The organism is Isoptericola hypogeus (assembly GCF_039531145.1).
GTDB classification, from domain to species: domain Bacteria; phylum Actinomycetota; class Actinomycetes; order Actinomycetales; family Cellulomonadaceae; genus Isoptericola; species Isoptericola hypogeus.
This window is the reverse complement of sequence record NZ_BAAAPM010000003.1, coordinates 467,843-487,388: the sequence shown is the minus strand read 5'-3', so window position 1 is coordinate 487,388 and position 19,546 is coordinate 467,843. Positions and strand designations below refer to the sequence as shown.

Sequence of the window (19,546 nt, the reverse complement as noted above, 5' to 3'; positions counted from 1 at the left end):
GCCGCCGCGGACGACGAGGGCGACCCCGCGTCGTCGCGCCGCGCCGCCTGAGCAGCGCCCGCCCGAGCGGCGCCCGCCTGATCAGAGCTTGCGGAGCCGGACCCGCTGCACGGCGTGGTCGGAGCCCTTGGTCAGCACGAGCGTCGCCCGGCCGCGCGTGGGCAGCACGTTCTGCTCGAGGTTCGGCGCGTTGATCGACTCCCAGATGGACAGCGCGCGGGCGGTCGCCTCGGCGTCGGACAGGGCGGCGTACCGCCGGAAGTAGGACTCCGGCCTGCTGAACGCCGTCCGGCGCAGCTGGAGGAACCGCTCGACGTACCACTGCCGGATGTTGCGGGTGCGCGCGTCGACGTAGATGGAGAAGTCGAAGAAGTCGCTCACCGCGACGGTCGACTCGTCGACGGACGACGGCCGCGCCGGCGCGAGCACGTTGAGGCCCTCCACGATGAGCACGTCGGGCCGCCGCACCACGACCTCCTCGCCGGGCACGATGTCGTAGACCACGTGCGAGTACACGGGGGCGCGCACCTCGGGGTGGCCGGCCTTGATCTTCGACAGGAAGCGGATGAGTGCCCGCCGGTCGTAGGACTCGGGGAAGCCCTTGCGGTCCATGATGCCGCGGCGCTGCAGCTCGGCGTTCGGGTAGAGGAAGCCGTCGGTGGTCACCAGCTCGACGCGCGGGGTGTCGGGCCAGCGGGCCATCATCTCGCGCAGCACGCGCGCCGTGGTGGACTTGCCGACCGCGACCGAGCCGGCGACGCCGATGACGTACGGGGTGCGCGGCGGCTCCTCGTGCAGGAACGTCGACGTGGCGCGGTGCAGCCCGGCGGTGGCCGACACGTACAGGTTGAGCAGCCGGGACAGGGGCCGGTAGACGGCGTCGACCTCGGCGAGGTCGATCGGGTCGCCCAGGCCGCGCAGGCGCTCGACGTCCGCGTCCGTGAGCGGCAGCGGCGTCGAGGCCGACAGCCGGCTCCAGGCGGCGCGGTCGAGGTCCACGTAGGGCGAGGCGGGGGCCAGGCGCGTGAGGTGGTCGCCGAGGGGCTGCGCGGGCAGGCCGTGCGACACGGTGCTGCGCGCGTCGGCGGACGCCGGTTCGGGAGGCAGGGGTACCACCCGCCCGATTCTGCCCGATCGGGCGGCGGTCGCGTGCCGCCGCCGTCCGCACGCCGACGCCCGCGATACGCAGGATCGCTTGCAAAAAGGAGCGGGATCCGGCCGGTCCTGGGGGCCGTGACGCCCGACTAGACTCGCTCACCATGTGTGGAATCGTGGGATACGCGGGCCCGGACGAGGGCTCGGGGCGGCCGCTCGAGGTCGCCCTCGGCGGACTTCGCCGGCTCGAGTACCGAGGCTACGACTCGGCGGGTGTGGCGCTCGTCGCGCCCGGGCGCGACTCCGTCGCGTTCGCCAAGAAGTCGGGCAAGCTCGTCAACCTCACCGAAGAGATCGACGCGCACCCGATGCCCGACGCGACGGCCTCGATCGGGCACACGCGATGGGCCACCCACGGCGGGCCGACCGACCTCAACGCGCACCCGCACCTGGCCGACCAGGGCCGGCTCGCGGTCATCCACAACGGCATCGTCGAGAACTTCGCCACGCTGCGCGCCGAGCTGGTCGCCGCGGGCGCCGTCTTCGCGTCGGAGACCGACACCGAGGTCGCGGCGCACCTGCTCGCGTCCGAGTACCGCCGCGCGGGCGACCTCACCGCGGCGATGGCGGCCACCGCCCGCCGCCTCGAGGGCACCTTCACCCTGCTGGCCGTGCACGCCGACGCCCCGGACACCGTGGTCGGCGCCCGGCACGACTCCCCGCTCGTGGTGGGGCTCGGCGAGGGCGAGAACTTCCTCGGCTCGGACGTCGCCGCGTTCGTGTCGCACACCAAGGAGGCGCTCGAGCTCGGGCAGGACCAGGTCGTCACCATCACCCCGACGTCGGTCGAGGTGTCGGACTTCGACGGGAACCCGGCCGAGGGCAAGCGGTTCTCGGTCGACTGGGACGCCGCCGCCGCCGAGAAGGGCGGCTTCGCCTCGTTCATGGACAAGGAGATCCACGACCAGCCGCAGGCCGTCACGGACACGCTGCTCGGCCGCTCCGACGCGCAGGGCCGCCTGGTGCTGGACGACCTGCGCATCGACGAGTCGGTGCTGCGCGCCGTCGACAAGATCATCGTCATCGCCTGCGGCACGGCGGCCTACGCCGGCCACGTCGCGAAGTACGCCATCGAGCACTGGTGCCGCATCCCGGTCGAGGTCGAGCTGGCGCACGAGTTCCGCTACCGCGACCCGATCGTGAACGAGAAGACGCTCGTCGTCGCGATCTCGCAGTCCGGCGAGACCATGGACACCCTCATGGCGGTGCGGCACGCGCGCGAGCAGGGCGCCAAGGTGCTGTCGATCGTCAACACGAACGGCTCGACCATCCCGCGCGAGTCGGACGCCGTGCTGTACACGCACGCCGGGCCCGAGATCGCGGTGGCGTCCACCAAGGCGTTCCTGTCGCAGATCACCGCGGCCTACCTGCTCGGGCTCTACCTCGCCCAGCTGCGCGGCAACAAGTTCCCGGACGAGATCACCGCGCTCCTCGACGAGCTGCGGGACATGCCCCGCAAGGTGCAGACCGTCATCGAGCGGAGCGAGTACGTCCGGGCGACGGCGCGGTCCATGTCCGAGGCCGACAAGGTGCTCTTCCTGGGCCGCCACGTCGGGTTCCCGGTCGCGCTCGAGGGGGCGCTCAAGCTCAAGGAGCTCGCGTACATCCACGCCGAGGGCTTCGCCGCGGGCGAGCTCAAGCACGGGCCCATCGCGCTCATCGACGCCGGGCAGCCGGTGTTCGTCGTGGTGCCGTCGCCGCGCGGGCGCGACCACCTGCACTCCAAGATCGTGTCGAACATCCAGGAGATCCGGGCGCGCGGCGCCCGCACCCTCGTGATCGCGGAGGACGGCGACGACGAGGTGCGCCGGTACGCCGACGAGATCTTCTGGATCCCGCGGGCGCCGTCGCTCCTGCAGCCGCTGCTCGCGGTGGTGCCGCTGCAGATCTTCGCGATGGAGCTCGCGACGGCCAAGGGCCTCGACGTCGACCAGCCGCGCAACCTGGCGAAGTCCGTCACCGTCGAGTGAGGCGGGCGGACGGATGAGCGCGCCCGCCGAGCCGTTCGTCGCGGGGTCGACCGCCCTGGTCGTCGCGGTCCCGGAGGCCGAGCCCGTGGTCGGCGAGCTGCGCCGGTCCCTCGACTCGTCGGCCCGGTTCGGGGTGCCCGCGCACGTCACCGTGCTGTTCCCGTTCCTCCCGGCTGCCGCGATCGACGACGCGGTGCTCGACGCTCTGCGGGAGGTCGTGGGCTCGTGCCCGGCGTTCGACGCGTCGTTCACCGGGTGCGGACGCTTCCCGGGCGTCCTCTACCTGGTCCCCGAGCCGGCCGCGCCCTGGCGGGAGCTCACGGGCGCGGTCTGGAGCCGGTGGCCGGAGGCCCCGCCGTACGGCGGGGCGTTCGAGGAGGTGCTGCCCCATCTCACGGTGGCGGACGGCCAGGCTCCGGACGTGCTCGAGGCCGCCGAGGCCGTCGTCACGGCCCGGCTGCCGGTGCGCACCGCGGTCGCCGAGGTCCTGCTCCTGGAGTTCGACGGCGAGGCCTGGCGGCGGCGCGCGTCCTTCTCGCTGGGGGGCGGCGACGCGGCGGGGCGGCAGGCCCGGCCGCCCCGTGGTCTCTAGGGTGGGGGCGTGGAGCTGAGGGCGCTGAGCGACGAGGTCGAGGTCATCTCCCGCGTGTACGAGCGCCGGTTCGGGGTGCCCCGCACCGATGACTGGCTCGTGCTCAAGCTGCACGAGGAGGTCGGGGAGCTCACCCAGGCGTACCTGGCCCGGTCGGGCCGCTCGCGGGACCGGGGCGACGGCGCGGCTGCCGTCGACACGGCGTTCCGCGCGGAGCTCGCCGACGTGCTCGCCCAGCTGCTGCTGGTCGCGCGGAGGTTCGACGTCGACCTCGAGGCCGAGCTGGAGCGCAAGTGGTTCCGGTTCCGGTACCTCGTGGAGCCGGGCGACGAGGCGGGCGTGCGCGGATGATCGTGGGCGTGGGGATCGACGTCGTCGACGTCGCCCGGTTCATGGCGACGCTGGAGCGCACGCCCCGGTTGCGGGAGAAGCTGTTCACCACCGAGGAGCGCGACCTGCCGGCGTCGTCCCTGGCCGCGCGGTTCGCGGCCAAGGAGGCGATCGCCAAGGCACTCGGGGCCCCCGGGAACATGCACTGGCACGACGCGACCGTGCACCGCACGGTCGGCGGGCCGCCCGTCGTCGAGCTGCGCGGCACCGTCCAGGCGCGCGCCGACGAGCTCGGCGTGACGACCTGGCACCTGTCGATCTCGCACGACGCCGGCATCGCGTCGGCCATGGTCGTCGCGGAGGGCTGACCCGGCGAGGCCGGCCCGCGCGGTGCCGCCGGGTCAGTCCTGCAGCGCGGGGATGACCTGCCGCTGGAACAGCTCGATCTGGTCGCGGTCGCCGGCGGCGTTCGGGAAGTACGTGATCGCGTACGTCATCCCGCGGGAGCGGAAGTCGGTCAGCGCCTCGACGATCTGCTCCGGCGTGCCGACCAGCGGCCCGGTGCGCCAGTTCGCGATCTCCTGCTCGCCCCGCTCGCCGGGGGTGTGCTTGCGGAAGTGCGACTCGATCCAGGCGAACCGGTCGTCCACCTCCGCCTGGTTCTCCCCGATGACGACGTTGTAGTCGGCGGACCGCGTGATCGCCCCGAAGTCGGTGCCGACGTCGGCGCAGTGCTGCTCGAGGACCCGCGACTTGTGGGAGAACGTCTCCGGGTCGCCCGCGAAGTTCGTGTACTGCGCGAAGCGCGCCGCGATGCGCAGCGTCTTCTTCTCGCCGCCGCCGGCGATCCACAGCGGGATGCTCGGCACCTCGGCGCCGCCGTCGCCGACCGGGAGCTGCTGCAGGGGCTGCGGGTAGCACAGCGCGCCGTCCACCTGGTAGGTCTCGCCGTCGAACCGGCCGGACGACCCGGTGCGCCACATCTGCGTCATGATCTGCACGCCCTCGTCGAGCGCGCGGATCCGCTCGCCGGCGCGGGGGAAGCCGTAGCCGTAGGCGCGCCACTCGTGCTCGTACCAGCCGGCGCCGATGCCCATCTGGGCCCGCCCGCCGGAGATCGCGTCGACCGTCGCCGCGACCTTCGCCAGATAGGCGGGGTTCCGGTACGACATGCACGTGCACATCTGGCCGAGCTTCACGCGCTGCGACGCGGCCGCGAACGCCGCCATCAGCGTCCACGCCTCGTGCGTCGCCTCGGTGCTGGGCACCGGGGTCGTGTGGAAATGATCGTAGACCCAGACCGAGTCCCAGGCCCACGGGCCGCCCGGGATCGGCTCGCCGGCCGCGGCGTTGTCGGCGTAGTGGAGCAGAGACAGCATCGTCTCCCAGTGCTGCTCCGGCGGGACGTCGGTGAGCGAGTGGCGCCAGCCCTGCGGGATGAAGAGTCCGAATCGCATGATCCCGAGCCTATGCCCCGACCTGCGGCGACGCTGCAGGGCGCGACGGCGCGCGGCAGGATGCGTGTCATGATCTCCGCCTGGTCCGCCGCCGACGTCCGCGCCGCCGAGGAACCGCTGCTCGTGGCCGGCGTGCCGCTCATGGAGCGAGCGTCGTTCGCCCTCGCCACCGTGGTCGCGGGTGACCTGCGGGCCCGACGGCGCAGCGTGCGCGGGGCCGGCGTCGCGCTGCTGGTGGGGGCGGGGAACAACGGCGGCGACGCCCTGCACGCGGGGGCGGTGCTGGCGGGGCGCGGGGCGGCCGTGACGGCGGTGCTGACGTCTGAGCGGTTCCACGCCGGAGGCCGCGCGGCGCTGACCCGGGCGGGCGGGCGGGTCGTCGAGCTGTTCGTCGCCCCCGACCGGCTCGGGGCGGTGGTCCGCGACGTCGCAGCGTCCGACGGCGTGCTCGACGGCCTGGTCGGCATCGGCGCACGCGGCCCCCTGCGCGGCCCGGCCGCGGACCTCGTCACCGCCCTGCGCCGGGCCGCCGGTGAGACGGGCGCCGCGCCGTGGGTGGTCGCGGTGGACGTGCCGTCCGGGATCGGCGTGGACGACGGCGCGGTCGCCGGCCCGGTGCTGCCCGCCGACCGCACGGTGACGTTCGGGTGCGCCAAGCCCGGGCTGCTCCTGCCTCCGGCGGCACTCCTGGCGGGGGAGGTCAGCGCGGTCGACCTCGGGCTGGGCCTCGAGGGCGCGCCCGCCGTCCGCCGACTGGAGGCCGCCGACGTCGCCCGGTCGTGGCCCGTGCCCGGGCCGGCCGACCACAAGTACACGCGCGGGGTCGTGGGGGTCGTCGCGGGCACGGCGACGTACCCCGGTGCCGCGGTGCTCACCGCGACGGCCGCGGTCCGGGCCGGCGCGGGCATGGTGCGCTACCGCGGCTCGGGCGACGTCGGGCGGGTCGTGGTCGGCGCGCGCCCCGAGGTGGTGGCCGCGCCCGGTCGGGTGCAGTCATGGGTCGTGGGCCCCGGGGTCCCGGCGGGCCCGGAGGCGGCCGACGCCGGCGCGGACGACGGGCAGCACGAGCGGGGGAGGGCGGGGCTCGCCGCGGCGGCCGGACGCCTGGCGGGCACGGCGGGCGGGCCCGTCCCCGCCGTCGTCGACGCCGGCGGCCTCGACCTGCTCGACGACCGGGTCCCGCCGTGGTTCGTGCTCACCCCCCACGCAGGGGAGCTGACGACGCTGCTGCGCTCCCGCGGGGAGGACGTGAGACGGGAGGACGTCGACGCCGAGCCGCTGCGTTGGGCCCGCCGCGCCCACGAGCTCACCGGCGCGACCGTGCTGCTCAAGGGCGGCGTGACGGTGGTCGTCGGGCCGGGCGGGGCGTACGCGCAGGCCGACGGGCCGGGTTGGCTCGCCACGGCGGGCGCCGGCGACGTCCTGGCGGGGGTGCTGGGGGCGATGCTCGCGGCCCGCTCGGCCGAGGTGGTGGAGCACCCGGCGCGCGCGGCCGAGGTGGCCGCCGCCGCGGCGCTCGTGCACGGCCGCGCGGCGCACGGCACGAACCCGGGCGGGCCCGTCGCGGCGCTCGACGTCGCCGACGCCGTGCCCCGCGAGATCGCCGGGCTACTGTCGTCGTGACGCCCGTCGTCCGGCGGCGCGCGGCCGCACCACCGGGGGGAGACCCATGACCACGCGCGGCACCGACGGCTCGGCCGGGGACGCCGACTACGCCGCCATCGGGGACGGCTACGCCGCGTACCGGCAGCCCGAGCCGGAGTTCGAGGCCGCGATCGCCGCGGCGCTCGGCGACGCCCGGACCGTGGTCAACGTGGGGGCGGGCACGGGGTCGTACGAGCCGCGGGACCGTGCGGTCACCGCCGTCGAGCCGTCGGCGACGATGCGCGCGCAGCGGCCCCGGCATCTGCCGGTCGCCGTGGACGCGACCGCGGAGTCGCTCCCGTACCCCGACGGCGCGTTCGACGCCGCGATGACGACGTTCTCCGTGCACCAGTGGGGCGACCTCGACGCCGGGCTGGCCGAGCTGCGGCGGGTCGCGACCGGGCCGGTGGTCGTGCTGACCTGCGACCCGGACCGCCTCGAGCGGTTCTGGTTGCACGACTACGCCCCCGAGGTCATCGAGACGGAGGCGGGGCGCTACCCCCGCGTCGACCGGATCGCGGCCGGTCTCGGCGGGGAGGTCGACGTCGTGGGGCTGCCGATCCCGCTGGCGTGCGTCGACCGCTTCGGCGAGGCGTACTACGGCCGCCCGGAGGGCCTGCTCGACCCGGGCGCGCGCACCGCGAACTCGGCGTGGAGCTTCGTCACGCCGTCGGTCCAGGAACGGTTCGTGGACCGCCTCGGTGCGGACCTCGGTTCCGGGGAGTGGGACCGCCGGTTCGGTCACCTGCGCACGCAGCCCCACTTCGACGGGTCGCTGGTGCTGGTCGTCGGCCGTCCGGCGGGCTGACCAACGCTACCGTGTGGGCCCGTGACCACGACCCCCGCCGACGTCCGCATCCTGCGCTCCGACGACCCGGAGGCGGTGCGCCTGCTCGACGCCGGGGCGAGCGTCGTGTCCGAGTCCTGGGGCGCCCGCCTGACGGTCACGCCCGCGGTGCAGGCGCGGTGCCGCGAGGCGGTCGCCGCGGCCGAGGCCGCGGGGTGGACGGTCCGCGCGCTCACGGCGTCGGACGCGCCCGCCGTCGTCGACCTCGACGCGTCCGCCGCGGCGGACTACCCGCGGACGGCGGCCACCTCGCACGACGTGCGGTACGCCGCGACCCTCGCGGACGACCTCGGCGCCGGGAGGCGGTGGGCGTTCGGGGCCCTGGGCGCGGACGGCGGGCTCGACGCCGCGACGGTGCTCAACCCGGCCGGGGACCTGATCGAGACCGACTTCACCGTGACCCGTGCGGGCGCGCGGCGCCGCGGCCTCGCGACGGCGGTCAAGGGCGCGGCGGTCCTGGCCCTCGCCGCCGAGGGTCGGCGCTTCGGCACGGGCGGCGCCGGCGTCAACGCGGGGTCGCGGCGGGCGAACGAGTCCCTGGGCTACGTCGTGACGGAGCGCTGGCTGCACCTGGTCGCGGCATCGGGCTGACGGCCGCGCGCCCCGCGGGCACCTCCCGGTCAGCGCGGCAGGTGCTTCTCCACCAGCCCGACGACGGCCGGGTCGTCCGGGGTGGTCTGCGGCGAGAACCGGTGCACCTCGCCGCCCGGCAGCACGACGAACTTCTCGAAGTTCCACCGGACGCGGCCGGCGTGGCCGCCGTCGTCGGCGGTCTTCTTCAGCTCCGCGTACAGCGGGTGGGTGTGCCGGCCGTTCACCCGGATCTTGGACAGCACCGGGAAGGTCACGCCGTAGGTGGTGGAGCAGAACTCGGCGATCTTCTCGTCGGTGGACAGCTCCTGCAGGAACTGGTTGCTCGGGAAGCCCAGCACGGTGAAGCCCCGCCCGGCGTACGCCTCCTGCAGCTGCTCGAGCGCCTCGTACTGCGGGGTCAGCCCGCACCGGGACGCGACGTTGACCACCAGCACGACGTCGTCGCGGTGCTCCGCGAGAGACGTGGTCGTGCCGTCCATGCGCGCGAACGGGATGTCGTAGAGGCTCATGCGCCCCATCATGCCGCGCCAGGCCCGACGCGTCACCGGCGCACAATGGGGTGTGCCCCGTCCCTCTCCCGGCCCCCGGCCGCACCGCCCGCCGCTGCCGGTGCGCGACGGGCTCAACCCGACCCGGTTGGTGCTGCCGCACGACCCGGCGAGCGTGGCCCGGTACTCCACGGCGGCCCAGTACCTGCGGGAGCGGTTCGCCGACGACGCCGCGCAGGTCGCCGAGAAGCTGGCCGCCGGCGAGGTCGTCACCGGCCACGGGGCCGTCGTCGACGACGCCACGCCGTACCAGCCGCGCGGCTTTCTCTACCTCTACCGCGACCCGCCGTCCGACGAGCCGGAGGTCCCCACGCTGGCCGAGCTCGAGGTGCTGCACCGCGACGAGGACCTGCTGGTCGTCGACAAGCCGCACCTCGTCGCGACCATGCCGCGCGGCCGGTGGGTCACCCGCACCGTCCTCGTGCACCTGCGCGCCACCCTCGACCTGCCCGACCTGGCGCCCGCGCACAGGCTGGACCGCCCGACGGCGGGAGTGCTCGTCCTCACCGTGCGCCCGCAGGTGCGCGGCGCCTACCAGACGGCGTTCCAGGAGCGGACGGTGCGCAAGACCTACGAGGCGGTGGCGCCCCTCCCGCCCGCGGGCTCCGCGCTCGCCGACGGGGCGCAGGTCGTGCGCTCGCGGATCGTCAAGCACCGGGGCGTGGTGCGCGCGGTCGAGGAACCGGGCGAGCCGAACGCCGAGTCCCGCGTCGAGCTGGTCGCGCGGGACGACGAGCGCGGGCTGGGCCTCTACCGGCTCGAGCCGCACACCGGCAAGACCCACCAGCTCCGCCTGCACATGGCCTCGCTCGGGCTGCCGCTGCTGGGCGACACGTTCTGGCCCGAGCTGCGCGCCGACGCGCCCGACGACCCGGCCCGGCCCCTGCAGCTGCTCGCCCGCAGCGTGGAGCTCGACGACCCGCTGACGGGCGAGCGGCGCAGGTTCGTCTCCCGGCGCGCGCTCGCCGCGTGGCCCGCCTCGCCTGCCGCCGCGCCGCCCGTTGCGCCGGGCCGGGCCCGCCGGTGAGAGAATCCATGACCGTGAGCGCCCTCGCCCTCCCGACCCCGGCCGACCTGCCGTTCGCCGCCGAGACCTCGGCGCGCGCCGTCGTCGACCTCGCCGCGGTGCGGGACAACGTCCGCGCCCTGGGGCAGCACGCCGCCGGCGCCGCGGTCATGGCGGTGGTCAAGGCCGACGGCTACGGGCACGGCATGCTCCCGGTGGCCCGCGCGGCGCTGGCGGGCGGCGCGACCTGGCTCGGCACCGCCGTCCCGGCCGAGGCGCTGGCCCTGAGGGCCGGCGGGATCACGCCCACGCACGCCCGCGTGCTCACCTGGCTGTGCGCCCCCGGCGCGCCGTTCGACCGGCTCGTCGCCGCGCACGTCGACGTCGGGGTCGCGGCGCCGTGGGCGCTCGACGAGGTCGCCGCCGGGGCCCGGGCGGCGGGCGAGCCGGCCCGGGTGCACCTCAAGGTCGACACGGGCCTGGGGCGCAACGGGATCATGCCGACGGACCTGCCCGACGTCGTGCGCCGCGCCGCCGCGCTCGAGGCCGCCGGAGAGATCCAGGTCGCCGGGGTGTTCTCGCACCTGGCGTGCGCGGACGAGCCCGGCCACCCGTCGATCGCGATCCAGGGGAGGGCGTTCGACGACGCCGTGCGGACCGTCGAGGCCGCCGGCCTCGAGCCCGAGGTGCGGCACCTGGCCAACTCGGCGGCCGTCCTCACCGACCCCCGCCTGCACTACGACCTCGTCCGCCCCGGCATCTCGGTCTACGGCCACAGCCCCGCCCCCGGGCTCGGGGCGCCGGGCGACTTCGGGCTGCGCGGCGCGATGACGCTGCAGGCCCGGCTCGCGAACGTCAAGGACGTCCCCGCCGGGCACGGTGTGTCGTACGGGCACCACTACGTCACCGAGCGCGACACCCGGCTGGGGGTCGTGCCGCTCGGGTACGCGGACGGGGTACCTCGGCACGCGTCGGGCGGCGACGCGGGCGTCGGGGGGCCGGTCGCCGTGGGTGCGGGCGGCGCGGCGCGCGTCCTGCGCGTCGCCGGGCGGGTCTGCATGGACCAGCTCGTGCTCGACCTCGGCCCGGACGCGACCGAGCGGGCGGGCGACGTCGTCACCCTGTTCGGCGCGTCCGACGGCGTCGCGCGCGGCGCCCTCGTGCCGAACGCGACGGACTGGGCGCAGGCCGCCGGAACCATCAGCTACGAGATCGTCACCGGCATCGGGGCGCGTGCGCCGCGGGTGTACGTGGGCGAGCACGCCCCGGTCGGCGCCGGGACGGGAAGGACCGCGCAATGAGCGACGAGACCACCGACGAGACCACCGACCCGACCGCCGACCGGGTGCTCGACCCGGCCACCGGGGCGCCGGTGACGCGCGCCACGATCGACCTGCCCGACGCCGACGCCGCGCGCGCCCTCGGTGCGGCGCTCGCGGGCGTCCTGCGGGCGGGCGACCTGGTGATCCTCACGGGCGACCTCGGCGCGGGCAAGACGACGCTCACCCAGGGGCTGGGCGCCGCGCTCGGCGTGCGCGGCCACGTGGCGTCTCCCACCTTCATCGTCGCGCGCGAGCACCCGCCCCTGCCGCGCCCCGACGCCTCGCGCGGGCCCGGGCTGGTGCACGTCGACGCCTACCGCCTCGGCGGCCTGGACGAGCTCGACGCCCTCGACCTGGACTCGTCGCTCGACGAGTCGGTCACCGTGGTGGAGTGGGGCCGCGGGCTCGCGGAGGCGCTCACCGAGGACCGGCTGGAGATCGACCTCGAGCGACCCCGCGGCGGCGTCCACGTCGGCCCCGGCGAGGGCGCGGACGCCGGTCTCGGGCCCGACCCCGAGGCAGGGACGCGGCGCGCGACGCTGCGGGCCGTGGGCCCCCGCTGGGCCGACGTCGACCTGGCCGCCCTGACCCGCACGCTGCCGCACACCGTGGCGCGGGACTCGTAGGCTGGGCACGTGGCAGTCCTCGCTCTCGACACGTCCGCAGCCGTCGCCGTCGCGCTCGTCGACCCGGACGGAGCCCGGCTCGCGGCCCGCGCCGCCGACGAGCGCCGCCGGCACGCCGAGTCGCTCGCGCCGCTCGTCGCCGCGGTGCTCGACGACGCCGGGCTCGACCGCACGGCGCTCACCGCCGTGGCCGTGGGCACCGGCCCCGCGCCGTTCACGGGCCTGCGCGTCGGCCTGGTGACGGCGCGCACCCTCGCCCTCGCCCTCGGCGTCGACGTGCTCGGCGTCCCCAGCCTGGACGTGCTCGCCGTGCAGGCGGTCGCCGACCTCGGGCTGGGCCCGGGCGACGAGGTGCTCGTCGCCACCGACGCCCGCCGCAAGGAGGTCTACTGGGCCCGGTACGCCGTCGTCGCGCACGAGGGCCCGCACGGCGTCCCCGTCGTGGAGACCCTGGCGGGCCCCAACGTGGCGAAGGCGGCCGACGTCGCGGCGGCCCGGCTGGGTGCGCCGGCCGACGGGCGCCTCGTCGTCGTGGGGGAGGGCGCCGCCCAGTACGCCGACGTCCTCCCGCCGGACGACGACGGCCCGCTGGTCCCCGACGCGACGGTCCTCGCCCGGGTCGCCCTCGCGCGTCGCACCGCGGGGGCCGACCTGCCCACCGAGCCGCTCTACCTGCGCCGCCCGGACGTGCAGGTGCCCGCAGCCACGTCGCGCCTGGTACCCGCCACGGGGAGCCCGGCGTGACCGCGGACCGCCCCGGGGCCCCCGCCGGCGCCCAAACGGACCTGCCGCACACCGTGCAGCAGGTGTACGCGCCGGCCTGCCGGCTCCGCCCGTTGCGCAGCACGGACTTCGACCGCGTGCTGCAGCTGGAGCGCGTGCTCTTCGGCGCCGGGGCCTGGACGTTCGGCATGCTCGCCGACGAGCTCGCCGCGCTCGGTCGCTGGTACGTCGTGGCGGAGCCGACGGGCCCGGACGCCGTGGCCGTCTACGGGCCGGGCCCCAAGCCTGTCGTCGGGTATGCGGGGCTGTGGTTCGACGGCGACGTCGCCCAGATCATGACGATCGGCGTCGACCCCGCCTATCAGCGGCACGGGGTGGGGCGGGAGCTGCTGCGCGCGCTCGTCGAGCGGTCCCGGAACCTGCGGGCGGGCGCCGTCCTGCTCGAGGTCCGGGTCGACAACGACGCGGCCCTCGGCCTGTACGAGAAGGCCGGGTTCGAGCGCATCGGGCTGCGCCGGCGCTACTACCAGCCGGAGGACAAGGACGCGTTCACGATGCGGCTCGACCTGTCGGCGGCCGCGCCCGCCGAGGAGACGGCCGCCGAGGGTGCGGGCGCCGAAGGGGACGGCGGGGACGACGGCCCCGGGCCGGTAGGGGACGCGGCGTGAGCGCCACGGCCCGCGAGCGGGTGCTGGTCGGCGTCCCCGAGCTGGTGGCCGACCTCCAGCTCGGCACCGCGCCCGACCCGACGGCCGGCGCCCCCGTCCTGCTCGACGTGCGCTGGGCCCTCGGCATGACGGACGGCCACGAGCGCTATCTCGCGGGGCACCTGCCGGGCGCCGTGTACGTCGACCTGGCCACGGAGCTCGCGGCCGAGCCGTCCGAGGACCAGGGGCGGCATCCGCTGCCGTCGGCGTCGTCGTTCCAGGCGTCCGCGCGACGCTGGGGCGTGCGGCGCGGCTCCCGCGTCGTCGTGTACGACACGGTGGGCGGGACGTCGGCGGCGCGGGCCTGGTGGCTGCTGCGCTACTTCGGCGTCGACGACGTGCGGATCCTCGACGGCGGCCTCCCGGCCTGGGTGCGGGCCGGGCAGGCGCTCGAGGTGGGTGAGGTCGAGCGGGAGCACGGCGACGTCGTCGCGCACCCGGGCCGCCTGCCGGTCCTCGACGCCGACGAGGCCGCGGAGCTCGCCGAGGACGGCGTCCTGCTGGACGCCCGCGCCGGCGAGCGGTACCGCGGGGAGACAGAGCCCGTCGACCCCCGGGCCGGGCACGTGCCGGGTGCCGTGTCGGCCCCGACGGCCGACAACCTCGCCGACGACGGCACGTTCCTGCCCGACGCGGTGCTGCGCGAGCGTTTCGCCGACCTCGGGGTGTCGGCGGGGGCCGCGGTCGACGGGGTCGGCGTGTACTGCGGCTCCGGGGTCACGGCCGCCCACGAGGTCGCGGCGCTGGCGTGCGCCGGCGTCCCGGCGGCGCTCTACCCGGGTTCGTGGTCCCAGTGGTCAAATGACGCGAGCCGCCCCGTCGCGACCGGTCCCCGCCCCTGACGGGCCCGCCGTCCAAGCGCTGTGAGCATGATTTTGGCCCACTTCCCTGAGGGGAAGTGGGCCAAAATCATGCTCACAGCAGTGAGCGCTGGTGGTGGTGTCGAGGTCAGAGGACCTCGGCGACCTGGTCGAACGACAGGCGCGGGCCGCGCGGGTACGGGGAGCCCTCGCCGTCGGCGTGGCCGACGTTGATCACGAGGAACGACTTCCAGCCGGAGGAGGCGAAGAACTCGCCGTCGACGCCGTCGAAGTCCATGCCGTTCATCGGGCCGGCCGCGAGTCCGGCGGCGCGCAGGCCGACGATGACGTAGCCGGCCTGGATCAGCGCGTTGTTGCGGGCCATCTGCTCGCGGACGTCCGCGGCGGGCTCCAGCTGGTCCTTCATGCCCGGGTACGCGGGGAACAGGGTGTCCAGGTGCTGGTGGAAGGCGGGGTCGGCGGCGAGGACGAGGGAGACCGGCGCGGCCTCGACCTTGGGCTTGTTGCCGTCGCCCATGTGGGCCACGAGTCGGGCCTTGGCCTCGGTGGAGCGCACGACGAGCACGCGCAGCGGCAGCGTGTTCATCGCCGTCGGGCCGAACTTGGCCAGGTCCCAGGCGGCGGCGAGCTGCTCGTCGCTCACGGGGGCGTCGGTCCACTGCGAGGTGGTGCGGGCGGCGCGGAAGAGGAGGTCGGCCACGTCGTCGCCGACGGCGAGGGACGTGGTCGGGTGCGTGAGGGTCTCGGTCATGCTTGCCTGAACAGATAGATGCAGACGCATGATTCCGGATCCGGCCGTGACAACGATCACGCCACCGGCCGAGCCTCGGCCGCGGCCCGCGCGGATGGGGGAAGATGGCGGGCATGGCTGCACCGAACACCGGCGACCCCCTCGTCCTCGGCATCGAGACGTCCTGCGACGAGACCGGTGTCGCGCTGGTCCGCGGCGACACGCTGCTCTTCGACGCAGTGGCCAGCTCGATGGACGAGCACGCCCGGTACGGCGGCATCATCCCCGAGGTGGCCAGCCGCGCCCACCTGGAGGCGATGGTCCCCACGATCCGCCGGGCGCTCGGCGAGGCGGACGTCGACCTGTCCGAGGTCGACGCGATCGCCGTCACCGCCGGTCCGGGCCTCGTGGGCCCGCTGACCATCGGCGCGTCGGCGGCCAAGGCGCTGTCGATCGGGCTGGGCAAGCCGCTGTACGGCGTGAACCACGTCATCGGCCACGCCGCCGTCAACCAGCTCGTCGACGGCCCCTTCCCGGGGCGCGCGATGGCCCTGGTCGTCTCCGGCGGGCACAGCACGCTCATGCTCGTCGACGACGTGGCCACGGACGTCACGGAGCTCGGCTCGACGCTCGACGACGCGGCGGGCGAGGCGTTCGACAAGGTCGGCCGACTCCTCGGGCTGCCCTACCCCGGCGGGCCGCACATCGACCGGCTGGCGCGCGAGGGCGACCCTGAGGCGATCCGCTTCCCCCGGGGCCTGACGGCCGCGAAGGACCAGGCGAAGCACGCCTACGACTTCTCGTTCTCCGGCCTCAAGACGGCGGTCGCCCGGTGGGTCGAGCAGTGCGTCGACGACGGGCGCGAGGTGCCGGTCGCCGACGTCGCCGCGTCGTTCGCGGCGGCCGTGGCCGACGTGCTCACGGCCAAGACGATCGCCGCGTGCCGGGCGCACGACGTCGACACCCTCGTCATCGGCGGCGGCTTCTCCGCGAACAGCCAGCTCCGCGACATGGCGGCCGCGCGCTGCGCCGAGGCCGGGATCGACCTGCGCATCCCGCCGCTGCGCTACTGCACGGACAACGGCGCGATGATCGCGGCCCTGGGCTCCGCCGTCGTGCGCGCGGGCGTGGCGCCCTCCGACCTCGACATCCCGGTCGACTCGTCGATGCCGATGGCGACCATCACCGTCTGAGAGAGCCCCGCCGTCAGAGCGGGCGGCCGGCGCGCAGCTCGGCGACCAGGTGGGCCACGACGGCCTCCATTGCGGCCTGGCCGCCGCCGTGCGCCGCCGCGACTGCCCGCTGGCGCTGGTACGACGCGCCCGTCTTCGCGATCTCGTGCACGAAGCCCAGCTCGGCGAGGCACCCGAGCCGTGCGGCCGTGGGGGCGAGCTCGGCGAGCAGCCGGGGCAGCGCGTCGGTGACGAGCTCCTCGTTGCCGGCGTCGTCGAGGATGATGATCGCGTCCATGCCGTAGCGGGCGGCCCGCCACTTGTTCTCGTGCACGAACCAGCGCGGCATCCGGGGGAGCTGCCGCCCGGCGTCGAGGAGCGTCGAGAAGTGCTCCACCAGGCAGTGCACGAGGGCGCCGAGCGCCGCGAGCTCGCGGGTGTTGGAGGTGCCGTCGCAGACGCGGACCTCGATGGTGCCGAAGTGCGGCGCGGGGCGCACGTCCCAGCGGACCTCGGTGAAGTCGTCGATGACGCCCGTGTGCAGCATGTCGTCCACGTACCGCTCGAGCTGCTCCCAGCGCTCGAACTGGTACGGGAGCCCCGCGGTCGGCAGCTGCTGGAACAGCAGCGCGCGCATCGACGCGTACCCCGTGTCCTCCGCGCCGAAGTACGGCGACGACGCGGACAGCGCCTGGAGGTAGGGCAGGTGTACCAGGAGCGCGTTGACGATCGGCAGCACCTTGGCGCGGTCCTCGATCCCCACGTGCACGTGGACGCCGTAGACGATCTGCTGCCGGCCCCAGACCTGCGTGCGGTCGACGACCGTCGCGTACCGCTCCTTGTCGGTGATCTTCTGCTGCGCCCATGGGGCGAAGGGATGCGTGCCGGAGCCCATGAGGTCGACCCGCATGGGGCCGGCCACCTCCTGGATCGCCGCGATCCCGCGATCGAGGTCGGCGATCGCGTCGGCGACGGTGCGCCGCACGTCGCTGATCACCTCGACGGTGTTCTTCATGAACTCCGGCTTGACGAACCGGTGCCGCACGTCGTCGGCCACCGCCTCGATCACGGCGGGCCCCACCTGGCGCAGGTTGCCGGAGTCGGCGTCGACGAGGGCGAGCTCCCACTCGAGCCCGACGCTCGACCGCTCGGACGTCGCGAATTCCAGCACCATGCGGTCAATGCTTCCACGGGCGGGGCGATGGGCGCGCACCGGGGGAGCCGGGCTCCGGCGTCCTCAGCGCAGCGGGTCGACGACGAGCACGTGCTGCGCCCCGGAGACGCGGGTCAGGACGAGCGTCGCCTCGCCGTCCCCCCGCGGCGCGAGCTGGGTGCGCAGCTGCTCCGGGGTGACGGCGGTGCCGCGCTTCTTGATCGTCAGCCGCCCCACGCCGCGCTCGCGCAGGTAGGCCTTCAGGCGCTTGAGATGGAAGGGCATGACGTCGAGCACGCGGTAGCCGGTCGCGAGCGGCGCCCTCCCGGGCGCCGGGGCCGCGGCGGGCTGGTCGGTCGTGACGTAGGCGATCGTGGGGTCGAGGAGGCGCCCGCCCAGCTCTGCGGCGGCGTGCGCGACCAGCCCGGCGCGGATCACCGCCCCGTCCGGCTCGTACAGGTACGCCCCGACGGGGCCGACGTCGGGCACGACGTCCTCGTCGTCGTTCCGCAGCGCGCGGGACGTCGTCACACCGCCCGTGGTCCGGAGCAGCAGGGCCGAGCGCCCCGGGCCGTCGGGGGCGAGCGGGCCGAACCACAGCCCGGCCTCGACCACGTCGCCGTCCACGGAGACCCACTGCGTCTCGGCGTCGGCGGGCAACCCCTGGTGCGGGATGCCGGGGCCGACCTTGATGCCCAGCGCCGGGACGTGCTCGCGCAGCGCCCAGACCGCGTCCAGCGGGGGAGCGTAGGCGGCCGGGTCGAAGACCCGCTTGCCGCCGCGGGTGCGGCGCGCGGGGTCGGCGAACACGCCGTCGACCCGCTCGGCCGCGAGGTCGAGCGACAGGCCGTCCGCGTGCCGCACCTCCGCCTCGGGGAAGTGCCGCAGGTTGACCGTCGCGATCGCCGCCGTGACCTCGTCGACGTCGGTGGCGAGGACGCCGAGCCCGACGCCGGCGAACGCCAGGGCGTCGGCCCCGACGCCGCAGGTGAGGTCGGCGACGCGGGTGACCCCGGCGGCGAGGTAGCGCCGCGCGTGCAGGGCCGCCACGACGAGCCGCGTCGCCTGCTCGACACCGTCCGGGGTGAACAGCATCCCGTCCGCGAAGTCGCCGAGCTTGGCGCGCGCCTTCGCCCGCAGCCGCGACTGGGTGAGGGCTGCCGCCGCGAGCTCGGGGTCGACGCCGTCGGCGCGCAGGCGGGTGGCCAGCGCCATCGCCTGCTTCTCGTCGTACGGCGGCAGGGAATTGACGAGGGCCCACCCCTCGGGACTGAGCAGCTTGGTCAGCGAAGGGGCGTCCATTGGCCCATCGTCTCAGGCGGGGCGGCGCACGACGCGCGGCGGGCGGAGTGACGCCCTCGGCGAACTGTTGGCACTCGACTTGTCAGAGTGCTAACGCCTGCCTAGATTTGTCGTCAGCGACCGCAGGCTGTTACCGGCACCCGCGACGACGGCCAGCCGCAGGGCGCGACCTCAGTCCATCACGCACAGCGAATCAAGGAGGTCCGACGTGTCGGTCCCCATCAAGCCGCTCGAGGACCGGATCGTCGTCAAGGCCATCGAGGCCGAGACCACGACCGCTTCCGGCCTGGTCATCCCGGACACCGCCAAGGAGAAGCCCCAGGAGGGCGAGGTCCTGGCGGTGGGCGACGGCCGCTTCGACGACAAGGGCAACCGCGTCCCGGTCGACGTGAAGGTCGGCGACAAGGTGATCTACAGCAAGTACGGCGGCACCGAGGTCAAGTACGGCGGCGAGGACTACCTGGTCCTCTCGGCGCGCGACATCCTCGCCGTCGTCGTCGCCTGACGACGACGGTCTGCCGGCCCTGCCGGCGGTGACACGAAGGGCCCCGCACCTGATGGTGCGGGGCCCTTTCGTCGTCCGGAGGTTGCCCGGCCGGTACGGGCTCGGCTCAGCCGGTCTTGCGGGCGGCGCCCGCCAGGATCGCGGAGCGCTCGTCCTCGCTCAGCCCGCCCCAGACGCCGTACGGCTCGCGGACCCGCAGCGACTGCTCGCGGCACTGCATCATGACGGGGCAGCTGCGGCAGATCGCCTTGGCCGCCTCGGCGCGACGTCGGCGGGTGGACCCCCGCTCGCCCTCGGGGTGGAAGAACAGGGTGTCGTCCGAATCGCGGCAGGCGCCCTGGT

The 19,546-nt window shown here is 75.2% G+C and carries 22 protein-coding genes; 15 read left to right on the top strand and 7 right to left on the bottom strand.

The annotated features are described in order from the left end of the window. Positions 1-81: 81 nt before the first annotated feature. Positions 82-1,068 (bottom strand): type I pantothenate kinase, encoded by a 987-nt coding sequence (coaA, locus tag ABD254_RS04540; RefSeq protein ID WP_344248491.1) that lies wholly within the window; start codon positions 1,066-1,068, stop codon positions 82-84. Positions 1,069-1,259: 191 nt separating this feature from the next. Here coaA and glmS point away from each other — a divergent pair, with 191 nt between their 5' ends. The 4 genes from glmS to ABD254_RS04520 are packed head-to-tail and all read left to right on the top strand — an operon-like array spanning position 1,260 to position 4,415. Beyond that, positions 1,260-3,125, top strand: coding sequence for a glutamine--fructose-6-phosphate transaminase (isomerizing) (glmS, locus tag ABD254_RS04535; protein WP_344246087.1), 1,866 nt, complete (start codon positions 1,260-1,262; stop codon positions 3,123-3,125). Positions 3,126-3,138: 13 nt separating this feature from the next. Next, entirely contained in the window at positions 3,139-3,717 is a 579-nt protein-coding gene (locus ABD254_RS04530; RefSeq protein ID WP_344246085.1) for a 2'-5' RNA ligase family protein, read from the top strand. Between the two features lie 9 nt (positions 3,718-3,726). Further along, on the top strand, positions 3,727-4,068 hold the full coding sequence (locus tag ABD254_RS04525) for a nucleoside triphosphate pyrophosphohydrolase family protein (RefSeq protein WP_344246083.1): 342 nt from the start codon (positions 3,727-3,729) through the stop codon (positions 4,066-4,068). Continuing rightward, complete coding sequence (locus tag ABD254_RS04520; RefSeq protein WP_344246081.1) at positions 4,065-4,415, top strand: holo-ACP synthase; 351 nt, start codon at positions 4,065-4,067, stop codon at positions 4,413-4,415. The genes ABD254_RS04525 and ABD254_RS04520 overlap by 4 nt, the downstream gene beginning before the upstream one ends. Positions 4,416-4,448: 33 nt before the next feature. Here ABD254_RS04520 and ABD254_RS04515 read toward each other — a convergent pair whose 3' ends face one another. Beyond that, positions 4,449-5,504 carry an LLM class F420-dependent oxidoreductase gene (locus ABD254_RS04515; RefSeq protein ID WP_344246079.1) on the bottom strand — a complete coding sequence of 352 codons (1,056 nt, stop codon included), beginning with the start codon at positions 5,502-5,504 and terminating at the stop codon, positions 4,449-4,451. Positions 5,505-5,573: 69 nt separating this feature from the next. Here ABD254_RS04515 and ABD254_RS04510 point away from each other — a divergent pair, with 69 nt between their 5' ends. Genes ABD254_RS04510 through ABD254_RS04500 form a run of 3 tightly spaced genes read left to right on the top strand, consistent with a single transcriptional unit; the run spans position 5,574 to position 8,586 of the window. Continuing rightward, positions 5,574-7,127, top strand: a complete 1,554-nt coding sequence (locus tag ABD254_RS04510) for a bifunctional ADP-dependent NAD(P)H-hydrate dehydratase/NAD(P)H-hydrate epimerase (protein ID WP_344246077.1) — start codon at positions 5,574-5,576, stop codon at positions 7,125-7,127. Positions 7,128-7,173: 46 nt separating this feature from the next. Then, a complete protein-coding gene (locus ABD254_RS04505) occupies positions 7,174-7,956 on the top strand; it encodes a class I SAM-dependent methyltransferase (protein WP_344246076.1) in 783 nt (260 codons plus the stop codon). A 21-nt stretch (positions 7,957-7,977) separates the two neighbouring features. Further along, positions 7,978-8,586, top strand: a complete 609-nt coding sequence (locus tag ABD254_RS04500; RefSeq protein ID WP_344246074.1) for a GNAT family N-acetyltransferase — start codon at positions 7,978-7,980, stop codon at positions 8,584-8,586. A 29-nt stretch (positions 8,587-8,615) separates the two neighbouring features. Here the strand turns inward: ABD254_RS04500 and ABD254_RS04495 are convergent, their stop codons facing one another. Further along, a complete protein-coding gene (locus ABD254_RS04495; RefSeq protein WP_344246072.1) occupies positions 8,616-9,098 on the bottom strand; it encodes a glutathione peroxidase in 483 nt (160 codons plus the stop codon). A gap of 52 nt (positions 9,099-9,150) precedes the next feature. Here ABD254_RS04495 and ABD254_RS04490 point away from each other — a divergent pair, with 52 nt between their 5' ends. From ABD254_RS04490 to ABD254_RS04465, 6 genes are read left to right on the top strand one after another with little or no spacing between them, the layout of a single operon-like run. Further along, the gene (locus ABD254_RS04490; protein ID WP_344246070.1) at positions 9,151-10,164 is read left to right on the top strand and encodes a pseudouridine synthase; all 1,014 of its coding nucleotides are present in this window, start codon (positions 9,151-9,153) and stop codon (positions 10,162-10,164) included. 8 nt (positions 10,165-10,172) lie between these two features. Beyond that, entirely contained in the window at positions 10,173-11,444 is a 1,272-nt protein-coding gene (gene alr, locus ABD254_RS04485) for an alanine racemase (RefSeq protein WP_344246068.1), read from the top strand. Then, positions 11,441-12,091 carry a tRNA (adenosine(37)-N6)-threonylcarbamoyltransferase complex ATPase subunit type 1 TsaE gene (gene tsaE / locus ABD254_RS04480; RefSeq protein ID WP_344246066.1) on the top strand — a complete coding sequence of 217 codons (651 nt, stop codon included), beginning with the start codon at positions 11,441-11,443 and terminating at the stop codon, positions 12,089-12,091. The genes alr and tsaE overlap by 4 nt, the downstream gene beginning before the upstream one ends. A gap of 9 nt (positions 12,092-12,100) precedes the next feature. Continuing rightward, positions 12,101-12,835 carry a tRNA (adenosine(37)-N6)-threonylcarbamoyltransferase complex dimerization subunit type 1 TsaB gene (gene tsaB / locus ABD254_RS04475; RefSeq protein ID WP_344246064.1) on the top strand — a complete coding sequence of 245 codons (735 nt, stop codon included), beginning with the start codon at positions 12,101-12,103 and terminating at the stop codon, positions 12,833-12,835. Further along, a complete protein-coding gene (gene rimI / locus ABD254_RS04470) occupies positions 12,832-13,482 on the top strand; it encodes a ribosomal protein S18-alanine N-acetyltransferase (protein WP_344246062.1) in 651 nt (216 codons plus the stop codon). Before tsaB ends, rimI begins: the two co-directional genes overlap by 4 nt. Next, complete coding sequence (locus ABD254_RS04465) at positions 13,479-14,363, top strand: sulfurtransferase (protein ID WP_425553639.1); 885 nt, start codon at positions 13,479-13,481, stop codon at positions 14,361-14,363. The genes rimI and ABD254_RS04465 overlap by 4 nt, the downstream gene beginning before the upstream one ends. A gap of 106 nt (positions 14,364-14,469) precedes the next feature. Here ABD254_RS04465 and ABD254_RS04460 read toward each other — a convergent pair whose 3' ends face one another. Further along, entirely contained in the window at positions 14,470-15,093 is a 624-nt protein-coding gene (locus ABD254_RS04460; RefSeq protein ID WP_344246060.1) for a malonic semialdehyde reductase, read from the bottom strand. 113 nt (positions 15,094-15,206) lie between these two features. Between ABD254_RS04460 and tsaD the strand changes: the two genes are divergently transcribed. Continuing rightward, positions 15,207-16,265 carry a tRNA (adenosine(37)-N6)-threonylcarbamoyltransferase complex transferase subunit TsaD gene (gene tsaD / locus ABD254_RS04455; RefSeq protein WP_344246058.1) on the top strand — a complete coding sequence of 353 codons (1,059 nt, stop codon included), beginning with the start codon at positions 15,207-15,209 and terminating at the stop codon, positions 16,263-16,265. Between the two features lie 13 nt (positions 16,266-16,278). Here tsaD and ABD254_RS04450 read toward each other — a convergent pair whose 3' ends face one another. Then, entirely contained in the window at positions 16,279-17,418 is a 1,140-nt protein-coding gene (locus ABD254_RS04450) for a glutamate--cysteine ligase (protein WP_344246056.1), read from the bottom strand. A 63-nt stretch (positions 17,419-17,481) separates the two neighbouring features. Then, on the bottom strand, positions 17,482-18,699 hold the full coding sequence (locus ABD254_RS04445; protein WP_344246054.1) for a THUMP-like domain-containing protein: 1,218 nt from the start codon (positions 18,697-18,699) through the stop codon (positions 17,482-17,484). Positions 18,700-18,907: 208 nt separating this feature from the next. Here ABD254_RS04445 and groES point away from each other — a divergent pair, with 208 nt between their 5' ends. Next, entirely contained in the window at positions 18,908-19,204 is a 297-nt protein-coding gene (gene groES, locus ABD254_RS04440; RefSeq protein ID WP_344246052.1) for a co-chaperone GroES, read from the top strand. A gap of 106 nt (positions 19,205-19,310) precedes the next feature. Here the strand turns inward: groES and ABD254_RS04435 are convergent. Continuing rightward, positions 19,311-19,546 (bottom strand): WhiB family transcriptional regulator (locus ABD254_RS04435; RefSeq protein ID WP_344246050.1); only part of this gene is annotated, 236 nt, incomplete at its 5' end.